The sequence below is a fragment of the Okibacterium endophyticum genome (assembly GCF_054780075.1).
Window position 1 is genome coordinate 383,790 of record NZ_BAAGXA010000007.1, and the last position, 21,241, is coordinate 405,030.

24 protein-coding genes are annotated in these 21,241 nt (G+C 65.5%); 8 read left to right on the forward strand and 16 right to left on the reverse strand.

All coding sequences use genetic code 11. From position 1 onward, the window contains the following. Position 1 precedes the first annotated feature (1 nt). A complete protein-coding gene (locus tag ACYVF5_RS11660; RefSeq protein WP_460946503.1) occupies positions 2-583 on the reverse strand; it encodes a TetR/AcrR family transcriptional regulator in 582 nt (193 codons plus the stop codon). 181 nt (positions 584-764) lie between these two features. Here ACYVF5_RS11660 and ACYVF5_RS11665 point away from each other — a divergent pair, with 181 nt between their 5' ends. Continuing rightward, the gene (locus ACYVF5_RS11665; protein WP_460946505.1) at positions 765-2,411 is read left to right on the forward strand and encodes an FAD-dependent oxidoreductase; all 1,647 of its coding nucleotides are present in this window, start codon (positions 765-767) and stop codon (positions 2,409-2,411) included. 352 nt (positions 2,412-2,763) lie between these two features. Continuing rightward, positions 2,764-2,937 carry a hypothetical protein gene (locus ACYVF5_RS11670; RefSeq protein WP_460946507.1) on the forward strand — a complete coding sequence of 58 codons (174 nt, stop codon included), beginning with the start codon at positions 2,764-2,766 and terminating at the stop codon, positions 2,935-2,937. Between the two features lie 145 nt (positions 2,938-3,082). Here ACYVF5_RS11670 and ACYVF5_RS11675 read toward each other — a convergent pair whose 3' ends face one another. The 5 genes from ACYVF5_RS11675 to ACYVF5_RS11695 form a co-directional block, all read right to left on the reverse strand. Further along, positions 3,083-3,526, reverse strand: coding sequence for a hypothetical protein (locus tag ACYVF5_RS11675; protein ID WP_460946509.1), 444 nt, complete (start codon positions 3,524-3,526; stop codon positions 3,083-3,085). Positions 3,527-3,682: 156 nt separating this feature from the next. Beyond that, on the reverse strand, positions 3,683-4,051 hold the full coding sequence (locus ACYVF5_RS11680; RefSeq protein WP_460946511.1) for an immunity 22 family protein: 369 nt from the start codon (positions 4,049-4,051) through the stop codon (positions 3,683-3,685). Between the two features lie 247 nt (positions 4,052-4,298). After that, positions 4,299-4,772, reverse strand: coding sequence for a hypothetical protein (locus ACYVF5_RS11685; RefSeq protein ID WP_460946513.1), 474 nt, complete (start codon positions 4,770-4,772; stop codon positions 4,299-4,301). Positions 4,773-5,187: 415 nt separating this feature from the next. Then, positions 5,188-6,042 (reverse strand): hypothetical protein, encoded by an 855-nt coding sequence (locus ACYVF5_RS11690; protein ID WP_460946515.1) that lies wholly within the window; start codon positions 6,040-6,042, stop codon positions 5,188-5,190. 59 nt (positions 6,043-6,101) lie between these two features. Further along, positions 6,102-6,551 (reverse strand): SMI1/KNR4 family protein, encoded by a 450-nt coding sequence (locus ACYVF5_RS11695; RefSeq protein WP_460946517.1) that lies wholly within the window; start codon positions 6,549-6,551, stop codon positions 6,102-6,104. A gap of 208 nt (positions 6,552-6,759) precedes the next feature. On the opposite strand from ACYVF5_RS11695, the gene ACYVF5_RS11700 reads away from it, so the two are divergent. Beyond that, positions 6,760-7,152 (forward strand): hypothetical protein, encoded by a 393-nt coding sequence (locus ACYVF5_RS11700; protein WP_460946519.1) that lies wholly within the window; start codon positions 6,760-6,762, stop codon positions 7,150-7,152. 26 nt (positions 7,153-7,178) lie between these two features. Here ACYVF5_RS11700 and ACYVF5_RS11705 read toward each other — a convergent pair whose 3' ends face one another. Both ACYVF5_RS11705 and ACYVF5_RS11710 read right to left on the reverse strand, forming a co-directional pair. Further along, on the reverse strand, positions 7,179-7,601 hold the full coding sequence (locus ACYVF5_RS11705; protein WP_460946521.1) for an immunity 22 family protein: 423 nt from the start codon (positions 7,599-7,601) through the stop codon (positions 7,179-7,181). Continuing rightward, positions 7,601-8,065: an SMI1/KNR4 family protein gene (locus ACYVF5_RS11710; protein WP_460946523.1), complete on the reverse strand. Its 465-nt coding sequence runs from the start codon at positions 8,063-8,065 to the stop codon at positions 7,601-7,603. Before ACYVF5_RS11710 ends, ACYVF5_RS11705 begins: the two co-directional genes overlap by 1 nt. 54 nt (positions 8,066-8,119) lie before the next feature. Here ACYVF5_RS11710 and ACYVF5_RS11715 point away from each other — a divergent pair, with 54 nt between their 5' ends. Both ACYVF5_RS11715 and ACYVF5_RS11720 read left to right on the forward strand, forming a co-directional pair. Further along, complete coding sequence (locus ACYVF5_RS11715) at positions 8,120-8,878, forward strand: pentapeptide repeat-containing protein (protein WP_460946525.1); 759 nt, start codon at positions 8,120-8,122, stop codon at positions 8,876-8,878. Between the two features lie 339 nt (positions 8,879-9,217). Beyond that, entirely contained in the window at positions 9,218-9,784 is a 567-nt protein-coding gene (locus tag ACYVF5_RS11720) for a hypothetical protein (protein WP_460946527.1), read from the forward strand. Positions 9,785-9,924: 140 nt separating this feature from the next. On the opposite strand, the gene ACYVF5_RS11725 is transcribed toward ACYVF5_RS11720, so the two are convergent. The 3 genes from ACYVF5_RS11725 to ACYVF5_RS11735 form a co-directional block, all read right to left on the reverse strand. After that, a complete protein-coding gene (locus ACYVF5_RS11725) occupies positions 9,925-10,764 on the reverse strand; it encodes a leucine-rich repeat domain-containing protein (RefSeq protein WP_460946529.1) in 840 nt (279 codons plus the stop codon). A 95-nt stretch (positions 10,765-10,859) separates the two neighbouring features. Further along, positions 10,860-12,167 (reverse strand): Nramp family divalent metal transporter, encoded by a 1,308-nt coding sequence (locus tag ACYVF5_RS11730; RefSeq protein WP_460946531.1) that lies wholly within the window; start codon positions 12,165-12,167, stop codon positions 10,860-10,862. A 96-nt stretch (positions 12,168-12,263) separates the two neighbouring features. Next, positions 12,264-13,199 carry a dihydrodipicolinate synthase family protein gene (locus ACYVF5_RS11735; protein WP_460946533.1) on the reverse strand — a complete coding sequence of 312 codons (936 nt, stop codon included), beginning with the start codon at positions 13,197-13,199 and terminating at the stop codon, positions 12,264-12,266. A 155-nt stretch (positions 13,200-13,354) separates the two neighbouring features. Between ACYVF5_RS11735 and ACYVF5_RS11740 the strand changes: the two genes are divergently transcribed. Continuing rightward, a complete protein-coding gene (locus ACYVF5_RS11740) occupies positions 13,355-14,365 on the forward strand; it encodes a LacI family DNA-binding transcriptional regulator (RefSeq protein ID WP_460946535.1) in 1,011 nt (336 codons plus the stop codon). Positions 14,366-14,490: 125 nt separating this feature from the next. Here ACYVF5_RS11740 and ACYVF5_RS11745 read toward each other — a convergent pair whose 3' ends face one another. Continuing rightward, positions 14,491-15,093 carry a TetR/AcrR family transcriptional regulator gene (locus ACYVF5_RS11745; RefSeq protein WP_460946537.1) on the reverse strand — a complete coding sequence of 201 codons (603 nt, stop codon included), beginning with the start codon at positions 15,091-15,093 and terminating at the stop codon, positions 14,491-14,493. A gap of 138 nt (positions 15,094-15,231) precedes the next feature. Here ACYVF5_RS11745 and ACYVF5_RS11750 point away from each other — a divergent pair, with 138 nt between their 5' ends. Next, positions 15,232-15,738: a DnaJ family domain-containing protein gene (locus ACYVF5_RS11750; protein WP_460946540.1), complete on the forward strand. Its 507-nt coding sequence runs from the start codon at positions 15,232-15,234 to the stop codon at positions 15,736-15,738. 498 nt (positions 15,739-16,236) lie between these two features. Here the strand turns inward: ACYVF5_RS11750 and ACYVF5_RS11755 are convergent, their stop codons facing one another. Together ACYVF5_RS11755 and ACYVF5_RS11760 are read right to left on the reverse strand one after the other, a co-directional pair. After that, complete coding sequence (locus ACYVF5_RS11755) at positions 16,237-17,385, reverse strand: FAD-dependent monooxygenase (RefSeq protein ID WP_460946542.1); 1,149 nt, start codon at positions 17,383-17,385, stop codon at positions 16,237-16,239. A 53-nt stretch (positions 17,386-17,438) separates the two neighbouring features. Further along, positions 17,439-18,269, reverse strand: coding sequence for an alpha/beta fold hydrolase (locus tag ACYVF5_RS11760; RefSeq protein WP_460946544.1), 831 nt, complete (start codon positions 18,267-18,269; stop codon positions 17,439-17,441). A 142-nt stretch (positions 18,270-18,411) separates the two neighbouring features. Between ACYVF5_RS11760 and ACYVF5_RS11765 the strand changes: the two genes are divergently transcribed. Continuing rightward, a complete protein-coding gene (locus tag ACYVF5_RS11765; protein ID WP_460946546.1) occupies positions 18,412-19,224 on the forward strand; it encodes an IclR family transcriptional regulator in 813 nt (270 codons plus the stop codon). A 48-nt stretch (positions 19,225-19,272) separates the two neighbouring features. Here the strand turns inward: ACYVF5_RS11765 and ACYVF5_RS11770 are convergent, their stop codons facing one another. Beyond that, the gene (locus tag ACYVF5_RS11770; protein ID WP_460946548.1) at positions 19,273-19,689 is read right to left on the reverse strand and encodes a carboxymuconolactone decarboxylase family protein; all 417 of its coding nucleotides are present in this window, start codon (positions 19,687-19,689) and stop codon (positions 19,273-19,275) included. Between the two features lie 46 nt (positions 19,690-19,735). Further along, the gene (locus ACYVF5_RS11775) at positions 19,736-21,235 is read right to left on the reverse strand and encodes an NAD-dependent succinate-semialdehyde dehydrogenase (protein WP_460946550.1); all 1,500 of its coding nucleotides are present in this window, start codon (positions 21,233-21,235) and stop codon (positions 19,736-19,738) included. Between the last annotated feature and the right edge of the window lie 6 nt (positions 21,236-21,241).

Consider the following 21,241-nt stretch of genomic DNA (forward strand, 5'->3'; position numbering starts at 1 on the left):
GTCAGGCGCTTCCGAGGGCGGCGCGGACGATCTTGCGTATCTCCGCACCGTCGGGAGGCACAACCTCCTGCTCCGTGCAGAGCAGATGGACCGCGCCTGTGAGCAGGGGGGCGATCGTGCTCACATCCACCTCGTCAGGGAGGCGACCTTGTTGCTGTTCAGCGGCGAGATAGGCGCGGATCATCTCCGTTCCCTCGCCCAGAAGGGGAATGCGGGCCGTTCCCGCCTCTCGCAGCCGGTTCCGCAGCGCGGGTCGGGCGACGATCAGCCCGACGATGGAGACGGCCACCGGCGAGAACAGCTCGACCAGCGCGTCGGCGAGCTGGTCCACAATGGTGCCCTGTCCAGCTGACGCCAGCAACGCCTTCGCCTGCCGCTCCACCCGGGCGATGCGGTCGAACACGAGCCCGGCGAGAAACGCATCGAAGTCCGCGAAGTGCCGATGCACCAGCCCTTTCGCGACGCCGGCCTCGGTCGCCACGGACCGGCTGGTCAGCGCATTGGGCCCGTCACGAAGCAGGACGCGTTCGGCAGCGGCGAACAGCTGCTGCTCCGCGTCCCGTATCGGCACTCCGGTAGGCACGCGCTTCTCCTTCCTCCGCCTCAAACAGGCATGTGATTGCGGTTGTGGGCACGTGACCACTCTATGCCGAAGACCCCTGTCATCCGCTGCCGGCACGCAGCAACATTCGCTTGTGGGCATCCGCCCACTTATAATGGGCACACGCCCACTTGACAGTTGACCAGACGAACGGAGCCCTCCCATGACAGATCCAGCCGCGACCGATGTCCTGATCGTCGGTGCCGGTCCTGTGGGGCTGGCGCTGGCGTTCGATCTGGCCCGCCGCGGCGTCGATGTGCGCATCATCGATCGCACCGATGCCTATCCGGTCGGGACACGGGCCCGCGGCGTGCGAGCCCGCACCCAGGAGGTACTGGAAGACCTCGGGGTGCTCGACGAGGTGGCCGAACACGCCGAGACGCCGATCCCTACGCGCTTCTACGACGCCGAGGGGCACGTCGTGCGCGAGGCCGCAATCTACGACACACCCCCTGTGCCGGGGGCTCCGCACGCGGGCAGTCTCATCGTGGGACAGCAGTTCACCGAGGCCGCGCTGCGCACGAGGCTTGAGTCTCTGGGCCAGCGGGTGGAGCTCGGCGCGGAACTGACCGATATCGCACAGGACCAAGACGGGGTCACAGCGTCGATCCGCATCGGCGACGAGTTGCGGACGGTCCGAGCGCGCTACCTCGTCGGCTGCGACGGTAGCGGCAGCACCGTGCGCAAGCAGGCCGGGATCAGCTTCCTCGGAGAGACCTGGGACCAGCAGCGCATGCTGTTCGGCAACCTCAGCGTCGACGGTCTCGACCCTACGGTGGCGCACATGTGGGCCACTGATCCCGGCGGCATGCTGACCTTGTATCCGATGCCGAAGAGCGGCACCTGGTTCTTCACCGCGCCCCTGCTGCCCGAGAGCGAGCAGGATGACACACCGGTCACTGCGGAGACGTTCATCGAGGCGTTCGAGCGACACGTCGGGATGCCGGGGGTGACGTTCCGCGATCCTGTTTACCTCTCGGTGTATCAGGTCAACGTCCGGATGGTCGATCGTTTCCGCGACGGGCGCGTCTTCCTGGCAGGAGATGCCGCCCATGTGCACACGCCCGCAGGCGGTCAGGGCATGAACACGGGGATCCAGGACGCCTACAACCTCGGCTGGAAGCTCGCCGAGGTGCTCCGCGGCGCCCCGGAGCCGCTGCTCGACACGTATGAGGAAGAGCGCATGCCCGTCGCCGAGCATGTACTGGCCTCTACGACGGCCCGCGGCCGCGCCTGGGCTGGCTCCAACACGGCACGCGTATCGGAACGCATCGTCGACGCCTTCCAGGGCCGCGACCCCTTCGCCGACACCAGTCAGCTCAGCATCACCTACCGGGGAAGCAGCCTCGCCGTCAACGTGGGCGATCCGCTCGGCATCCGTGCCGGCGATCGCGCCCCAGACACACGCTGCATCGACCCGGCGGTCGGTCGGCACGTCAGGCTGTTCGATCTGTTCCGCGGCACCCATGTCACGCTGCTCGTCTTCGGAAGCCAGCCCAGCCTCCGCTTTGAAGAACTGCCATCGGGTGTCATCCACGTGCACCGCATCCTCACCGCCAACGCCCGGCACCATCCGTCAGAGCCGGCGTTCATCGACGAGACCGGTGAGGCCCATGAACTCTACGGCGTCGACGACGACGGCCTGGTGCTGGTCCGTCCCGACGGCTACATCGGGATCGCGACAACCGACCTGGACGCCCCGTCTGTGACTGAGTACCTCCGAAAGATCATCGCCGACGCGCACCCCCACTACCTCGATACCTGCCACAGCGACGCATGGTGTGATGAGTCGTGCAGCCAGAGTGGGTAGGCGTCAGCGCGAGCCTCGTGGCCAGCGATCATTGTCGGCGAGTCGCGCGAAAAGCGGGCAGTGCTACCCCCGGTGCATGGGAGCCTTTGTGAGCAATCATGATTGCTTGAGGTCTTCAGGTCCTTGACGTGATCTGTTGGCGGTGCGGCGTGGCGGCTGCTTCCAGTCGGGATCGTGATGCCGGGCGATGACCGGGAAGAGGGAGAGCCATGGCAGACGAGAACGAACTGCGCAGCCTGCGAGACCGAGTGACGCGCCTCGAGGGGTTGCTCGTCGGCGGCCTGCCGCTGCTCGGCGTGCCATGACCGAGCGCGGCCGCGTCATGGCGAGAGTTCTCTCTATCCTCGGGACGGTGGGAGGGGCAACGGTCATCCTGTTCGGGCTCATCTCGTTGCGCGCCGACGACAGCTCATTCGGGCTCGGCGGAGTGATCCTGCTGACGGGAACGCTGCTCACGTTCCCGCTTTCGAGCCAAGCGTCTCGACCGTTGTTCAGCGCAGAGCGCCGGGCGCGAGCGACCAGATAGCCAGCGACGGCGCTACGACGTCTGCGGGTGACGGGTGAGCTGGGGCGATGTCGCGACGGCATTGAAGCTGTCTGGGAGACACCATTCCGGCGAGCCGGATCGCTCCTCGCTCTCGCGACCCTGGCGACAGGATTTCATCAGTCCGTTACGTGAACGACTCCCGATCGAGTATCAGCGGCGCACGAACCCCGAGCGGATCCGTGCCCACAGCGGGTCGCCTTCGGAGAGGCCCGAGACGAGTCGCATCACTCCGCCGATCTGGCCGAGTCCGGAGCCGCCTCGTCGACCACAGCATCGCGAGCAGGACAATCCCCGCGAGCGCGACGACCGAGGCACAGACGATCACCACCAGGTCGACACCCACCGGTACGCCGCCCCGCATCAGCACGGTCTCGGTCAGCCCGACCGCCACGAACGATCCCGCCGAGGCGAGCACGAAACCGAGGATGCCGAGACCCCACCGCGACCAGCACTCGAAGTCGGCGCGCAACGACGCGGCGACGCGATCGGCATCGGCGGGCCGAGCGTCGTCCGAGCCCGCCTCGGCGATGTACGGATGCGAGCCGGAGCGGATCAGAGTGAAGGCCATGTCCTCAGGTTAAGCGGCGTCGAGCGGCGTCTCGAATCGGGCGCTCGCGGCAGCTGGATGTCATCGGCCTTCAGGTGTCATCCGCCGTCAAGCCGCCATCCTCGATGAGGAACGCGGGGCCGGGTGTCGAGACCAGCACGCCCATCAAATCCGGGATCATGCACGGAACCCGAAGGTACCGACCGACGTGAGCCCGAGATAGGCGCCGCCCGGTGCGACCTCTCCCTCGAAATCGATGAAGGCGAAGCAATGACTGGCCTCACCGATACCGAACGCTCGACACGCGCCAAGAAGCTCGTGCTCGAACTGCTCCGAGTAAGGCACCTCGATCACGACGTCCTCGATAGGGAGCACCGCACCGGCGTTGTATGCGGAGAACCGGTCGAGGTCGAACCAGTCGACGCGGGTGTCTCGACAGAACCCGCACGCGGCCCCGAGCCGGTCGACGTCGAAGTAGTCCGCCCAGTCATCGTCGCTTCCGCGGAACGTGCCGATCCACACGTGGATGCTCCTGGACTCCGCCATGCTCAGAATGCCCCGCTCACGCTCATGATCCGAGGGTACCCAACCTCGCCGTGCTCTACACCGAGCCAGCAGGCGGCGGAATGTAAGAAGGTCGCTACCGTGTGTGTCGAAGATGACGTCATATCTGCCGGTGTGTTCGCGCGCCGCCGTCTGGTAGTCGTGCACGGCATCAGCTCAGCCGTCGACACGGTGGCTCCAGCCGTGGTGCCGGTGGAGACCCGGGAGGCGTCGATCATCAGGCCCCTGTTCAGAGGAGCTCGTCGCGGGCCTGTTCGATGATGCCCGCCCACCAGGACGACGACGTCGCCTCAGGGTCGATCTCGTGCAAGCGAGCGAGCAATCGCTGGAAGCGCACATTATGAGGGACCACCTCACGCGTCGCCGCGCGGGGTCTCACACGCCCGGCGCGCAGTTGGGCCAGGCGCTGCGACGCCTGCTCCGCCGTGAGCATCGTCGCCGTGTCGGACGACCGCCCGTCCCGCACGTATTCGTCGAAGGCAGCAAGAAAACCACCCGTTCGGACGCGGTCTTGATTTAGATGATGCACGCGACCGCTCGCGACATCGACCACCCACATGTGGCCGTCAGCCGAGTCTTCGCCCACGACGAACTCATCCGGCGAGTGGACGTGGCCGACGACGCGAAGCACTCGCCCGTCGACGTCAATGATGCCCGGTTCTGCATCGTCCGACAGGACGAACCCGAGAGAAGCCAAAGCCACCGCCCTTCCTAACACGACCGGTGACACTCGACGCTCGCTTTTGCCGTTGTGCCGGAGGGCATGCCTTAGCCCATCGTCCCACGACGCATTCGTTCGCGGCAACCTCGACCTCGGAGGGTGCGACGCTCCCACTCGCTGGGTCATGTCAGAGGGTGAGGAAGGTGTCGTGCTCGGCGTAGCACCGCAGGGACTCGGCGATCTCGCCCGCTGAGATTCCGTCCGTCGTCTCGGCATAGCATCGAGCCCGGGCGTTCGCGTGAACGGAACAGCAGGCAGCCGGCGGACAACGACGCGCGCACCGACGCTTCGACTGAGGTACGCCGTCTGCCGCCCCGCATTCCCCTAACACCGTGGACCTGACCGCCGCCGCAATCGACGGCTGGCGAAGTCCTTCGTGCGCAATTGCGTCAGGTTCTCAGGCTTCGAGTAGCAGTTCCGCGCGTCGGCGGTCGACGCCGCCACGCCACGCGGCGAGCGGAAGCGTGATATCGGATCGCGGGCCGCCGCGCACGTGCTGCTCTGCGCGGTGCCGCTCCGCGGTCGGCACGAACCGGTCGTATGACGGCGGGAGCACGGGGTTCGGCAGGACGCCGAGCTCTGTCAGTCCGATCAGGATGCCGTAACGCTGATACTTGTCGGTGCGAACGAGCAGACGGGCACGGGTCAGCTCCTTCTCGAGCGCACCCGGGGTCGTCCCCGCAGGCTGCGAGGCGATGACGTCCAGCAGAGCCCGCACCCGCTCACGGTCGTCGCCGGTCGCGCGCGGCAGCCCCTCCGCCACCGCGGCCTCCAGGTCGGGCAGGTAGTGGGCAGGCAGCTCGTTCCACGCCCACCCGCACGCCAGCCGGACGAGCTGATCAGTGACGTCCACCCGCTCGATGGGTTCCAGGCCGCAGTTCGGCACACCGTCCTCTCCACGGGGCGCCCCGCGAAGGTGACGCGCCCACGCATAGGAGATGATCGTCTGCCTGCCACGCGGTGCGCTCCCGCCGATCCCGGCGACGAACGCCGAGAGCACGGCATCCGATGACAGCGCATCGGCCGCGGCGATCGCGCGATCCACGATCTCGGATGCGAGCCACGCTTCCCGCTCCCCCACCGGCCACCCGGCCGCTCGCGCCGACTCGAGGTCGGCAGGCGTCGGCGGTTCCACAGCCCCCGCGATGCTCCCGGTCCGGGTAAACCGGTACCCCACGCACCGCATCAGGAGCAGCAGCTCCTCGCCCTGCGGAATCCGTCTCGGTGCTCGCCGCGGTTCGCCCGTAGTCATGTCGTCCCTCCTCCCGATGTCCTGTCGTCGCTCCGCACCCAGCTCCTACGCTCCCGACGCTACGGGCCGAACTCGGAGAGCCGCCGTTCGATGAAGCCCGCGAACGATTCGGCGTACTCCTCCGGGGCGCCTTCTCGGCCCGCCAGGTCGTACGCCACCACGGCCACTTCGCCGTCTGCGGCGACGGGCCGGGTGAAGTCGAACACCCACCGCTCGTCATCGCTCGGCGCGTAGAAGAGCAGGCGACCCTGCCACGGCTCTCCCCTCCGGTGCCGGTAGCGGATGTCGGTGTCGGCATCATCGGCGAACTCGGCAGGGGCCAGAGAGAAGATCTCTCCCCCACCGATCCAGGTGTCGTTGCATGCGAGGAGCCACGCACGATAGCTCGGCGGGAACTGCAGACCCAGCTCGTCCTCCGCCGCGGCGATCTCCTCCGCCGACGCGCCCGAGTCTGCATTCACGCGAACGCCCGGCGTCGAGGCGAGCTCACTCAACCACTCCGGGATCATGCGCAGAACCCGAAGCAGCCCAACCAGTCATCGTCGCTTCCCGTGAAGGTGCCGATCCACACGTGGATGCGTCGGGACGCCGCCATGCTCAGAATCTCTCGTTCGCGTTCATGATCCGAGGGTACCCAACCTCGCCGTGCTCTTCAGGCCTGAGCGGGTCGGCGCGGGTCCATTTCAGCAGACCGGCAGCGACAGGTAGTCTCTCGGTGTGCAGGACGAATTCCGGATGGGCGACGAGCAGCTCGGGCTGGACCGGGCGCACAGCTCGGTTGTCCTCAGCGATTCCGGCACCCTGAATGCCGAACTCCGCGCGACGGCTGCGCCGACCGCGACCGCGGCATGGGCGTTGTCGCCCCCGCTGCTGTACTTCCGGAATGTCCCACTCGTCGCGAAGAAGGGCCACAGGGTGCTGACCGTGGACGACGACGTGCTGGACGAGTACGACGTCGCACTGTACTTCGTGGAGCACTACGACGTCGAAGGCATCCTCACCCTCGACTCGGCGGGCGGCCTGACGTTCGACGGCGTCACCCGGCTCGGCGTCGATCCCGATCCGTCCCGGATCACGCCCATCACAGTTCGGTGGACACCAGAAGGTTGACTCGAGACCGCCGGCGTCCGCGACGTTCACTTCTGGTACGGGTAAGCACCGAGGAATGCGAGTGGCGAGCCCTTGGATGCGGAAATCCGCGTGGCGTCGATGTCATACAGGAGATAGGCGCACGACGCCGCCGGCATCCGGCGGGCGAGGTCGACGTCGGCCGTAGGTGCGAACGATTCGCCATAGCTGTGGTCGACGAACGAATACGGCCCACGCTCCCACCAGGCGGACTCGGCGAAATCCTCGTCGATGCCCGGCAGCCCGTGATCACGTGTGAACGGGCTCCAGCCTTCGTCGTCAGGCGGGTAGCGGAAGGCGACGTAGTCGTCGAGGGCGTCCTCGTCGGCGAGCCGACCCGCCCAGATCGAGACGATTCCCGGCACGGAGATCACGTCTGCCGCGTACCGCCGCGTAGCGGTGTCACCGCCGTCCGTCGATTCGGAAACCATCAGTTCGCGCCGTCATCCCGCACGAAGGACGCGAAATCCGCTGCGATCGGGCGATGCTCGCCCTCGTCCCACGAGAGAGTTCCCGCGTGCGACCACACCACCGGCTGACTGCCGTCGTTGCGTCCAGTGCGCGCATCGAGGAGATACAGTCCCCCACTGCCGTCGAACGCGATCGGCACCGCGCGCGGCATGTACTCGGCGAGTTCGTAGGAACGGAAGACGCCGGCCATGTCGGCAGCGATCCAGCCGAACTCCGCCTCCCGGTCGGCCACGCGCGAGCACCACACGACACCTGACTCGAGCATCTCGGCGAGCAGTCCCGGCAGGACGAAAGGCTCGGTGAAGCCCAGTTCCGTTCCGAGTTCCGCACGTGCCGACTCCAGCGCCGCTGCATCGAACGACGCCGGATCTGTGCGCACAGACGTGAAGTGCGAATGCCACAACGAAGGAGAGGCGTCGTTCACATCGACAGCCTACCCCGCGCGCCCAGCGCGGCAGAGCCTGGATAGGCTTGGTCCGTGAAGTCATCGGGAGCAGCGCCGTTGCGTCGCAGGTGGACGGCGGCGGCGATCGATGATGTGCGGCGACAGCTCGTGCTCAAGGCACGCAACGCCAAAGGGCCTCATCGACTCGTCTCCCCCTGGCCGGACACCCCCGACGGGATGATCGACCTGCGCGGACTCGATGCGGGCGCAGAAGGCCTCGCGATCAAGTACCTCACCCTGGAGCGAATCGACCTCGGCTTCGCGCGCGGCGCACTCACAACCTTCGAATCCGAGATCTCCGACAGCCGATTCGACGGCGTCACCCTCACTGGTCAGCCACGCTTCTCGCGCAAGTTCGAGCGTTGCAGCTTCCGCGGCGCGAAGCTGACCCGGCTCCTGCTGGGGCCGCACGTCATCGACTGCGACTTCACCGGCACGACGGCGACCCGCCTCCAGTCCGCACCGAACACCGTGTTCGAACGGTGCCGGTTCGACGACGCAGACCTCTCCGGGGCCGTGTTCCGAGACACGTCCTTCATCGACTGCTCGTTCGTGGGCACCCGGTTCTCGGAAGTGACCGTGTTCGAACGATGCTCACTGCATCAGACCGTCCTCGAGTTCGGGGATGCGAGGGTGGCCCGGGTGGTGCAAGACGGTGTTCCTCTCACCGACCGGTGGGAGGGTGAGGCGGCAGCGGATGCTGCGGAGGAGAGATACCTCGCGCGATATCGCCGTGCGCTCTCATTCGGCGATGTCGACACGATGCCCCTCGACCCGCACGATCGGCCATGAGCCCAACGGCTGTTCGCGGACTCGTCGACCGGGTTTCCTGACGCCGCGGACCGCGACGACTCTGCGCGGGTCAGTCGCCGACGTTGTCGTCGAGCAGGTGCGGAATCGGAGGCGAGCACCACAACCGAGTTCCCGCTGTCGTACGGCCATCACGACTGCTCGTCCCCAATGGCAGTCGAGTCCCCAGCGCGAGCCTGCGCCACCGTCTGCGATGCCAGGACTACGGGGTCTTGGCGTGTGTCGAGAACTGTTGCATGCCGTCCTGGGTGCCCTTGTCTCGGTGGACTCCTAGATGCGCGAGCTGCCCTGGTTTGCTACGTTTCCAGGGTGGTTCTCCTCTTGACGCCCTCACTTCCGGACTCCCTCGAAAGCGGCCGGCTGGGCGGCGCCCCTCCCGCAGCGATTCAGGACAATCCGCTGTTCCACACCCACCGGTACCTGTTGACCGTGCCCGCTGGGTGCGCTCCCTGGGCCCACGGCATCGAGGTGTCCGTCCTGCTGCGTCAGGGGTTCGATATCGGGGACGACGACCTCGAGTACCCGAACATGGCGATGCGCGCGATCGTGCACGAGCCCTCACCGCGCGGCGACCGGCCGACACGTGGCTGGCCGGGTCTGCGCGCGACGGCCCTCACCCAACAGGCCGACCATGACGAGCACGCCGCCCTGGTCCGGATAGCCGATGAGCCGCAGCTCATTCAGCAGGAGCCGAGCTACGCCGAGGCGGTCCTCGCCGACGGACACCGCTTCCTCTTCCAGATCGACGAGGAGGGCTGGCCGGTCGACGGCGCGCTCGGCGACGTCATCGACGAGTACCTCTGGGGCTACGGGTCCGTGTACTTCTACGGGACTCCCGCCGATGATGGGATCGTGCGCGAGGTCGTCGCGGGCTTCATCGACTTCTGAACGCAGTAACCGGCCCGCGCCGCTAACCCCACGAGACCGATGCGACCCAAGGACACGGAGATTTCCCCGAGTGCACTAGCTTTGATTCGCATTCGGCTCTTTTGGAACGAGGCCTGAGGAACCGTAACGGCCGGGTACACCTAGGCCGTCGCGCCGATCGTGGTCATGGGAATGCGGTCGATGGCGTCTTGCACGTCGGCGAGGCCAAGCTCGCCGCATCCGACTAGGGTGAGACGCTCCAGCGACGTCAGGTCGTTGAGCACCTCGAGGCCCCGGATCTTGCGGCAGTACTGGATGTCGAGCCGCCTCAACCCGGGAAGCTCCCGGAGGGCTGAGACGTCGGAGAGCGCGCGGAGGTTCTTCAACCGCAGTGATTCGAGACCCGGCAACGCCTGGATCCCGTCGAGCGAGGCAAGCTTCGTTCCGGAGAACAGACCGAGTCGTTGCAGAGGGCGAGCGGAGACGATCTCGAAGATCCTCTCGTCCAGCGAAACGTTCAGCACGTTCAGCTCGTCGAGCGGCAGCCACAACGCCTCCCGCAGGTTCGCCTGCGTCCGGTCAGGCTTCACCGAGAGGCACCGAAGTCGCGGGAATGCCGAAACGTCGAAGCGGAAGACATCGTTGACGAAGAGGGTCGTCAGGCTGGGCAGCACCACATCGGGCCACACGAGCACGCGTCCGTACTCCTGAAGAATGCTCAGCTCCTCCAGCGACTCGGGAAGATCGCCCTCGCGGATCTCTTTCACCAACGATAGCGCCGAGCTGCTGCCACTGATCGTGAGCGAGGTAAGACTCGTCATCTCGCCGATGACCTCCGGCAGGCGTTCGATCCGGTCGTCGGGCGGCGCCCAGAGCTGCGCGGTCCGGATCTGGGCCAGCCGCTCGGGGGCGACCGGCTCGTCGAAGAACACCAGCTCCCGATCCGGTCGAATAACGCCGCTGTCGTGGCGTTTACGCAGCAGGACGATGTCATCGCTCACGAGATGCAATGATATCGGCGACCTACAGGCACGGAGCTGGTGGCTGTTCCCCTGCGCACCCCTTGTTTCCTGCGGGCGCGCCCACTCTTGGCATCTCAGGCGATCAGCATGAGGAACAGCCGCACCGACAAGGCCAGGACGGCGAGCAGACCGATCACCCCGGCGGCGTTCTGCCACCAGGTGTTGCGCATGTCGCCCATCAGCTTCACGCGGTTGGCCATGATGATGATCAGCGCCGCGAGCACCGGGGCCACGAACACGGTGAGCGCCTGAGCGATCACGATCAGCTGCACGGGCGACTGCTGGAAGGTCACGGTCACGGCGATGCCGAAGGCGAGGATGCCGGCGCTGACCAGCTTCGCCGTCCGCGAGCTCGATGACGCGCCCCGGCCGAAGCTGTCGGAGAGCATCGTCCCTCCTGCGGTCGCGTTGGCGATCATTGACGAGAACGCGGCGCCGAAGAATCCCAGCGCGAACACGGTCGAGCCGACCGGGCCCGCCAGGGGCTCGAAGATCCCGGCGAGGGCGACCACGGTGGGTGCGGCCTCTCCGGTCTTTCCGAGGACGGATGCCGCGACCACGATCACGAGGGCGGTCATGATCCCGGGCGCGATGATGCCGGGGATGGTGTCGACGATCGTGACGTCGCGGTAGTCGGCCTCGGTGCGTCCACGCTCCTTGGTGCCGTACGCGGTGTAAAAGGCGGCGTTGATGGAGAAGTTCGTGCCGACCAGAGCGACGATCAGCAGCCACGCCCCACCGGGGAAGGTCGGCAGGAGTCCGACACCGGCCGCGGCCCAGTCCGGATTGGAGATGAACGCCGACGCGATGAACGCGATGGCCATCAGGGCGACGATGACGACGAGCACCTTCTCGACGACGCGGTAGACGTTGCGCAGCAGCAGGAGCGCTGCCACAGCCGCGGTGCAGATGACCGTCCACATGATCGGACTGCCGCCGAAGAGCATCGAGAGTCCGAGCCCGGAACCGACCGCATTGCCGACCGAGAAGCAGAGCGTGATGAGGAAGACGCCGATCCCGGCGAGCACGCCGACCCATCCGCCGAGGTGCTCCTTGATCGACGAGATGAGCGAGCTGGGCGACTTGATGCCGAGCCGCACGGCCATGTCGGTGAGGAAGATCATGAGGATCGTCGAGACCACAATGACCCAGATGAGGGCGTACTGGTAGCCGCTGCCGGCCTGCACCGCGGTGGTGAGGTTGCCGGGTCCGAACTGCCAGGCGCCCGCGACGAACGCCGGGCCGATGAGGGCCAGATGCTGCCAGAACGGGCGCCGTTGCTTGCGTGAGGTGACGATGGTCTTCATCGTCTCAGTGGAGACCCGCCCATAGCCAGTGCCGGGTGTCGTGGAGGCGTGACGGGCGGTGGTGCGTTCGTTCATGATCGTGTCCTTCGAGTCGTCGTTGACTGCAGGGAATCGCCCGCGGGGGCGGAAGGAGATGGGGTGGGGCGGCCTCGGGCGGCCCCACCTCGGGCGTCACGCCGGGACGGCGACCTTGCCGAGTCCGGCCAGCGCGAAGGCGGCCGCGATCTCGGATTCCGCCCCGTCGGGCAGGGGCAGGAGCGGAGTGCGCACGGTGGCGTGGTCCAGGATGCCCCGCTGCACGAGGCCCCACTTCAGTGCCACGGTGCCCTCCATGTGCGAGCCCCGGTGGTACACGTTCTGCGTCACCGGCAGCAGCCGCTCGTGGATGGCGTGCGCGGCCTCGTAGTCGCGCGCCTTGCCGGCCGCGATGAGCTCGATGAGGGGCTCCGGAGCGACGTTGCCGTAGCCGACCAGCAGCCCGTCGACGTCGAACATCGTCGGCAGCAGGTACTCGTCGTGACACGACAGGATCTGCAGCTCGGGATATGCGGCGCGCAGCGCGGGGATCTCGGTGTACCAACGACGCATGTTGCGGACGCCGTTCTTCGTGGCGAACACGGCCTCCTGCCCGGCGATCTCGAGCTGGGTGTCGAGGTCGTAGGTCGCCTTGGTGTTGTCGGGGTACTGGAAGAGGATGAGCGGCAGGCCGGACTCCTCATAGATCTCGCGGTAGCGGGACTGCGGCGCTCCCTGCTGGTAGCCGAAGCGCAGCCACCCGTGCGAGGGATAAACGAGGCCCGCGGCGGCACCGGCGTCGACGGCAGCCTTCGCCTCGAGCGCGGCGGTCTTGTTGCCCTCCTTTGTGATGCCGGCGATGACCGGCACGCGGCCGTCGGTCGAGGCGACGAATGCGCGGATGACGTCGAGCTGCTCCTCTTCGGTGAGGAACGTGCCTTCACCGGCGTGGCCGAGGACGACGAGGCTCTTGACCCCGTCGATCGAGCCGAGCCAGGAGCCGAGGCGCTGGATGGCGTCGTAGTCAACGGCGCCGTCCTCGGTGAACGGGGTGACGGGGGCGGGGTTGAGGCCGCGGAGGTCGAGGGTCATGATCGGTCCTTTCCGTGGAGCTTCTTCGCTTGTGTTCTCGGCTTCGAGAACCGTGGGAACGTTAGCGGGAACGTTTGCAGGAACGATTGCAAGTATGATCGGAGACACCGGGGTTGTCAACACCGCGATTCGGAATCAGCCGAGGAGGATGTGCCGTGGACGAGCAGCAGGAGCGATATGCCGTCACACTGAAGGACGTCGCCGCGGCATCCGGCGTCAGCATCTCTACGGTCAGCCGCGTGCTCGACGAACGCACGCCGCCATCGCGCTCCTCCACTGCCGAGAAGGTGCGCCGGATCGCCGACGAGCTCGGCTACCGCCGCAACATGTTCGCCTCCGGACTGCGCCGCGGCGCGACCGGCACCATCGGCGTCCTCGTCCCCCGCCTCACCGACCACGTCATGGCGCTTATGTTCGAGGCCGTCGAACGCACCGCCCGCGCTCGGGGCTCGTTCGCCGTGGTGGCCACGTGCGGAGACGACCCGGCGGAGGAGCGGCGGGCCACGGAGACCCTGCTCGACCGCAACGTCGATGGACTCGTGCTCGCGACCGCGCGGCTAGACGATATGTTGCCGGCGTCTCTCCGCGAGCGCGGCGTGCCGCACGCACTCGTGCTGCGGACCGACGGAGTGAGCCCTTCGGCCCTCGGAGATGACGAGGCCGGCGGATACTTCGCCGCCCGGCACCTGGTCGACCTCGGACACCGGGAGATCGCCGTGATCACCGGCCCATGGTTCACCTCCAGCGCCCGCGACCGGCTCGCCGGCGCTCGTCGGGCGCTCGCCGAGGGCGGGGTCGAGCTGCCGGAGGAGCGGGTCATCTCCACCGGGTACGGTATCGAGTCCGGTCACATCGCAGGGCGCGAACTGCTCTCGAACCCGGCATCCAATCCCACTGCGATCTTCGCCGCGAATGACAACCTTGCCATCGGGGCCGTCGCCGCAGCATCCGCCGCCGGCTTGATCGTGGGACGAGACCTCTCGGTCGTGGGGTACAACGACATCCCGTTCGCCGCCATGCTGCCCGTGCCGCTGACTTCGGTGCGCACAGCATTTGACCAAATCGCGGCCAGCGCACTCGACCTGTTGGGTGGTCCGGCGGAAACGCTCACCAGGGCGTTGCCCACCCTCATCCCAAGGATGTCGACGGCCGCACCGAGAGTCTAGATTCCCGCCAGGCACGAACCCTCCCCCTGCGATTGCGCCGCATCGGTCCATGTGGCGGCGTGTTGTCAACGCTACCCATCTATCCCCTCCACCGACCAGGGGCACCGTGCCCACGCCCCCTTCCGTCACGACGCAGGACAGAAGAGTCGATCTAGGTGCTGGTCAATGGCCGCGAGCGCTGCTTGCGGTTCGATGACGTTGAGTTCGAGAAGCGGTGCGAAGCCGGTCAATGCAAGAAGGAGGTCCGTTTCGATCGTCGGATCGCGCTTGGCGGGTATTTGCCCGTGTTCTATCGCCTGTCGGATGAGGCGTTCGACCATTGCGCGCCCGTCGCGGAGTCCGGCGGTAACGTGCTGGTGCAGGGCCGGGTCGTGCATCGCTTCGAGAACGTAAGCCGCGTTCATGCGACTGGTAGCCCGAGCGTCAGACCGAAGAGGGAGAAGTTCGACGAGAACCACTCGCAGCACGTCGCGGGGATGCGGAGGTTGGTCGAGCGCAGCCATGCCCTTCGTGACCCGCTGCGACGTCTGATCGGCGGCGAACTCGATTGCAAAGGTCAGCATCTCCGCGCGGGACGAGAAGTAGTGCTGTAGCTGGCCCAGCGAGACTCCCGCTTCGCGGGAGACTTCGCGCATAGTCGCTCGTGCCCAACCTTGTTGTTCGACGATCGTCCACAGCGCATGGGCTATGGACTCGCGCCGCTCGCGATGATCGACCTGTTTGGGCACCCAGCCTCCTCGTTTCCAATACACATGACATAATACAGGTGACCGGAGAACCGGTGGAAGGGAGAGCCGATGACAGAAGCAGAGTCGAGGCCGCCCCTCACGTTCTACAACCCCGCCGCCTTCGCATTCGACACCGAGGTGGCTATCGCACTGATCGCCGACATGCAGATACGCAAAGCAATCGAGCGCGGCGAGTTCGACAACCTGCCTGGCAGCGGCAAACCGCTCGACCTGCCTGACCACCACGACTCCGATTGGTGGATCAAGAGCCTCATGAAGCGGGAGCGGATCATGATGCTGCCGCCCTCCATCCAACTGCGCAAGGACGACGCCGCGCTGGACGAGCAGCTCGACCAGTTGTCGAACGAGACGGCCGTCCGGCGTGAGATCGAGCAGTTCAACAAGCGGGTGATCCTTGCCCGTTACCAACTACCAGCCGGTCCGCCTCTGATCACCATGCCGCGCGACATCGAAGACACAGTGGCCGCGTGGGCCGAACGCAGAACGGCCCGAGCCGAGGAAGCTCGCAAGAAAGCCGAGGAAGAAGCTCAGGCGCGCAAAGAAGCGAAGATGAATGACCGCAATCGCCGACGACTCTTCCGCAAGCGAACCCGTCGATCCACGCGCCACGACCCTGAGACGTAGTCAAGATTCCGAACCGCTGGAGCACCGGCATCGTCGTGATGCCCACCCACCAAGCAGGACGTTGGCCCGACGAGGGCACGAAGCAGTGACTGGAGCCTTAGATAAACCCTCCGGAAGAACAACGAAGCCCAGGCGAGAGACACAGTTTCACCTGGGCTTTTAGACCGGAATGACAGGATTTTAACCTGCGACCCCTTGACCCCCAGGTATCCCGTTCAGGTCTGATCTGTGATTTCCGGGCATTTCTGCTCCTCAAACGGTGTCATTTCATGTCATGGCTTGCATGCATTGCGTGGATCTGGTCCCGATATGGTCCCGGCGCTGCCTACCTCAACAGTTCAGCTTCCAGGGTCCTCGTAGGTAGGTACACCCTCCCGCGCAAGGAGCTAAGGCTCCGTGTCTCACCGTCACCATCAGTCGCTGCGCAGGTCTCGTTGTCAATCAACAAGCACCGCTGGAGCCGGCGAGGTCCCGGCCGCAGCCCCAGCGGTGCCGAGGTCAGCTTGCGACCGGCACCGGGTCAGCAAGTGGGGTGGTCCACGCGTTGTAGCTGTAGACCCAGTCGACGTCGGTGCGCTCGCGCAGCCACGTGTTTGCTCGCGAGGTGAGCTGCACGCGGGAGGTGCGCTCTTTGCGGGTCGCTTCGAAGCGCTGAAATGCCTCGGGAACACCGGCGCGGTCGTCGACATCCGCAAGCAGCCGGGAGAGCACGGCGGCATCCTCAAGAGCCATCGCGGCGCCCTGGGCCATGTAAGGGGTCATCGGGTGGCAGGAGTCGCCCAGGAGGGTGATGTTGCCTTCGGACCAGCGTTCAAGAGGGTCGCGATCGACGAGCGCCCATTTGTGCACCTCGGGGCACGATGCCAAGACATGCTGCACTTGCGGGTGGAAGCCCTCGAAAGCGGCGCGCAGTGTTCCGACATCTCCCTTAGCGGACCAGGATTCGACGGTGAAATCCGGTTCAGGCTGGCTGGTGACGAAGTACACCTCGCTGCGATCGGGCTTGACGAAGTAGATCACGATGTGACGGTCTTCGCCCCACCATTTGGTGCACTCGTCGATCTCGTAGCCCCCGAGGAGGTCTGCCGAGAAAGTGGTGCGGTAGGCGATCCGACCAGTGAAGTTTGCTTCGGACTCACCGAACATCATGGTTTTGACGCTCGAGTGCACGCCGTCGGCTGCGACGACCGCGTCGTGGCTTGCAGTGCTGCCGTCGGCGAACGTCAGCTTGACTCCGTCGCCGTCGTCATCGATGCCGACGAGTTTGTGTGAGAGCCGGATGTGTTCGTACGGGACGATACTCGCGAGCGCTTCGTGGAGATCACCCCGGTGAGCGAGGAGGTAGGGGGCGCCGTACTTCTGTTCAGCGCTCTCACCGAAGACCTGGTCGAACTTGACTTCGCCGGATCTCCAGTCTTTGTTGTTCCATGATCGCGGATAGAACGCTTCGGCACGCAACTTGTCTTCAAGGCCGAGTTCTCGGAGAACCTGCATCGCGTTGCAGCCGACTTGAATGCCCGCGCCGAGCCTGGCGAACTTCTGGGCTTGTTCGTAGACAGTGGCGTCGATTCCTTGCCGCTGGAGCGCCGCCGCAGTGGCAAGTCCGCCCATGCCGGCGCCGATGATAGCGATTGAGAGTTTGCTCATGCTGTTCTCCTGTTTGATGGTGATCGGTGTGCGAATGGAAGTGGTCGGCGAAATCACCCGTGTGAGGTGTTCGCGGCATCAAGGAATGCCAGGATTTCGGCGGCGAATGCCGCCGGGTTGTCCATGTTCGAGAGGTGCCCTGCGTCTGGGATCACCGCGAACCTGCTGCCGTGAATCCGTTCTGCGATGGCTTCGGACAGCGGGCGGGGTGTCTTGGCATCGCGGTCACCCCAGAGCACGAGAGTGGGTGCGGTAATCGCGTCCAGGTAGCTGCGGACGTCGGCTCGGAAGCAGCTCTGCACGGCCGCGATGTAGTCCTCGGCAGACATTCCCGCAATCGCGTCGCCAACCGCCGACGCAGCCGGTGATGCCGGGTCGGCGAAGGTGGCGACGAGATATGCCGAGGCGACATCGGCCATCGGGACACTCTTCGCCAATTCGATTTGCGATTCGATGCGCGCGTCCGCGATTTCCGAGGTGAGTGCGGCATATGAGTCCGCGACGACAATCGCCCAAGCGCGCTCGGGATGGCTGCCGGCAAAGGCCATCGCCTGCATGCCGCCCATGGAAACTCCAACCAAAGCGGCGCTTTCGATGCCGAGCTCGTCCAGCATCCGAGTCAAGTCGGCTACCCACTCAGCAGGGCCGATCGCGCCGGTCCGAGCGGATGCGCCGTGCCCGCGCGAGTCCCAGGCGACGACCCGGAAGCGCGGTTCGAGGAGCGCAACGACCGGATCCCAGATAGAACGGTCCGTCCCAAGGCTGTGCAAGAGAACAACGGCGGGTGCCTCTGCGTCACCCCTGCTGACATAGCCGATGCGTGGCTCGGTCTGCGTGAAGCGGTCGGCGTGTGGCGCACTGTCGCCAAGGGATCGGTTGTTCATATTCCTATCCAAACTGAACTATCGGTTCATTGTCAACTTCCGTTCGGAAATTGACTCGAAACCAGCTAGAAACTTGCTTCGACAATCGACCAGGAGGTCTGAATTGCTGTTGCTTTGATCACCGTCCACTTACGCTAGAGAAATGAACCATGTGTCCGAGTCAAGTGAAGAGAAGTCCGGGAGTGGTCAGGGGGTTCAAGTTGAGCGGGCGCTCGACCTGTTGGAGCTTCTGGCATCGAATGATGGACAGGGCTTAGGGTTGTCAGAAGTAGCGGTGGCGATGGGACAGCCGAAGGCCACCGTGTACCGGTTACTGTCGACCTTGAAGCGTCGTGGATACGTTGCTCAGGATGCGGCGACCGCCTATGTGCTGGGGATCAAGTGTTTCGAGTTGGGCAGCCAATGGGCGCAGACCTTTGATCTGCGGAGTTTCGCGCGGCCGTATCTGGAGCGATTGAATTCGGATCTCGGGGAGACCGTGCATCTGGCGGTGTATGACGAGGGTGACGTCGTGTACATCGACAAGCTGGAGAGCACGCAGCAGGTGATCGCGCGATCGGACATCGGCAATCGCGCGCCGGCGACGGTTGTAGCGACCGGTCGCGCACTGCTCGCGTTCCAGCCGCTGGCGGAGATCAAGGTGCAGTTGAGCCGTCCCCTCCCGGCGTACACTCCGAACACTCCGACAACTAGTGAGGAGCTCAGCGCCATGCTCGAGAAGGTGCGACGAGATGGATTCGCCGTCAACGAAGAGACTTATCGCAAGGGGGTGTGCGGTCTTGCCGCTCCCATTCGGGACAGCACGGGGTCGGTGATTGCCAGCGTCGGCATTTTGGTGCCGGCGCATCGCTTCGCCGAAGAGATGTTCGTCCATTTGCGCGACAGGACGATCAAGGCAGCGTTGGACATCAGCGCGGCCCTCGGAGGGCCGGCACAGTTGATCACGACCGCGTGACGGCGCTCCGGCGCATGGGCGCCGTCACCGTCGCGCCGGAGCATCATTCTACGATTGCCCGCCGGCGCCGCCCTGGTGCACGACGACACGGGGTTCGATGCCTGTAATTCCGACGACCTCCTGCCAAGCGTCGAATCCGGCTTGGAAGGCAACGATTCCCGCCTCAGGCAGCGCGATCTCGATTGCTTCGAGTATCTCGGTCGGGCTCACGCCGAGGTCGAGGGCAACCCGGATGTGGCTCTGGATGTGCCCCTTGGAGGCACGCATGACAGTGAGGCTGACCACGAAGATCAGTTCCTTCGTCTTGCGATCTAGTGTGCGCTGGTCGAGGTAAGCCGCCGAGACCATCTGGTTCGACGCCTCCAGAACTGGGAAGTCGGCAACGGCCATCTTCTTGTGGTAGTCGAGGACATAGCCGCGAGTCCGTGCCATGTCGTCGATGTAGTCTTGGGCGTCATTGCTCATGGTGAGCACCTTTCTGTTCGTTTCTGGTTCGATTGCGGCCTATGGTCTACGGAGTCAGCGAGACGCCCTGGCAGATGTATTTGGTCTCCTGCCAATCGTGGAGACCTTCGGCGCCACCTTCCCGGCCGATGCCGGACAGTTTGACGCCGCCGAACGGTGCCACGGGGGTAGTGAACTCACCAACATTGATCGCGACCAGGCCAGTCTCGAGCGCTTCGCTCACTCGCACCACCCGGTCCGCGTCGGTCGTGAAGAGGTAGGCAGCCAGACCGTAGGGAGTCGCATTGGCGAGCTCGAGAGCTTCGGACTCGGTGCCGAAGTGCCGCAACGCGGCGACCGGTCCGAACGTCTCTTCGGAACAGAGGTCGGCTTCACCGGGGGTGTCCACCAGAAGAGTCGGTGTGTAGAAGTGGCCACCGAGCTTGTGCCGGTTCCCGCCGACGAGAAGGGTGGCGCCCTTGGCTATCGCGTCGGTGACATGGCGGTCGACTTTCTCCACCGCCGCCTGATTGATCAACGGTCCGACATTCGTGTCCTGATCCAATCCGTTGCCGACCACCAGCGCGCTGATGCGCTCGGTCAGGAGACGGGTGAATTCTTCCGAGATCCCGTCTTGAACCAAAATGCGGTTGGCCGCAATACAGGCCTGCCCAGCGTTTCGGAATTTCGCTTTCATCGTCGCGTCAACGGCGAGATTCAGGTCGGCGTCGTCGAAGACGATCAACGGGGCGTTGCCGCCGAGCTCTAGGGCGAGGTTCTTCACCGTTGGCGCAGCCTGCGCCATGAGCTGGCTGCCAACTGCTGTCGAGCCTGTGAAACTGATCTTCTTCACCGCTTCATTTGTAGTCAGTTCCAGGCCGACGATGGCCGCGGCTGAGCGGTCGCCGGTGACAACGTTGACCACTCCAGCTGGCACGCCGGCTTCGATGGCGAGTCTGCCGAGCGCCAAGGCGATCAATGGCGTCTGTTCGGCGGGCTTGATGATGACCGTGCAGCCGGCAGCGAGCGCGGGGGCGGCTTTCCTCGTGATCATCGAGGCGGGGAAGTTCCAGGGCGTGATACAAGCGCCGACTCCGATCGGTTGCCGGATGGTCGACATTCGGGTTCCCGGGATCCCGCTCGGGATGGTATCCCCATGCGGCCGGCGGGCCTCCTCCGCGAACCAATCGAAGAAGGATGCCGCATAGTGCAGTTCCGCGCGCGCTTCCGCACGCGGCTTCCCCTGCTCGAGCACAAGCAGAGTCGCCAATCGCTCCGCATCGGCTCGGATCAGATCGGCCCACCGGCGGAGGATCACCGATCGGTCCACTGGGCTCCGCGCGGCCCACGGTGCGAAGGCGGTGTCGGCGGCGGCGATGGCGCGCTTGATGTCGCTCTGTCCCATGTCGGGCACGCGAGCCAGCAGGTCCCCAGTTGCGGGGTTGATGACGTCGAAGACGTCGCCCGTGTCGGCCGGACCCCAAGTGCCGTCAATGAGCCCTTGAGGCTCCCACCCCGCCAGCGGTGTATTTTCGAGCGGGTCGATCGTGCTGGATGTGTAATTCATGGTGGC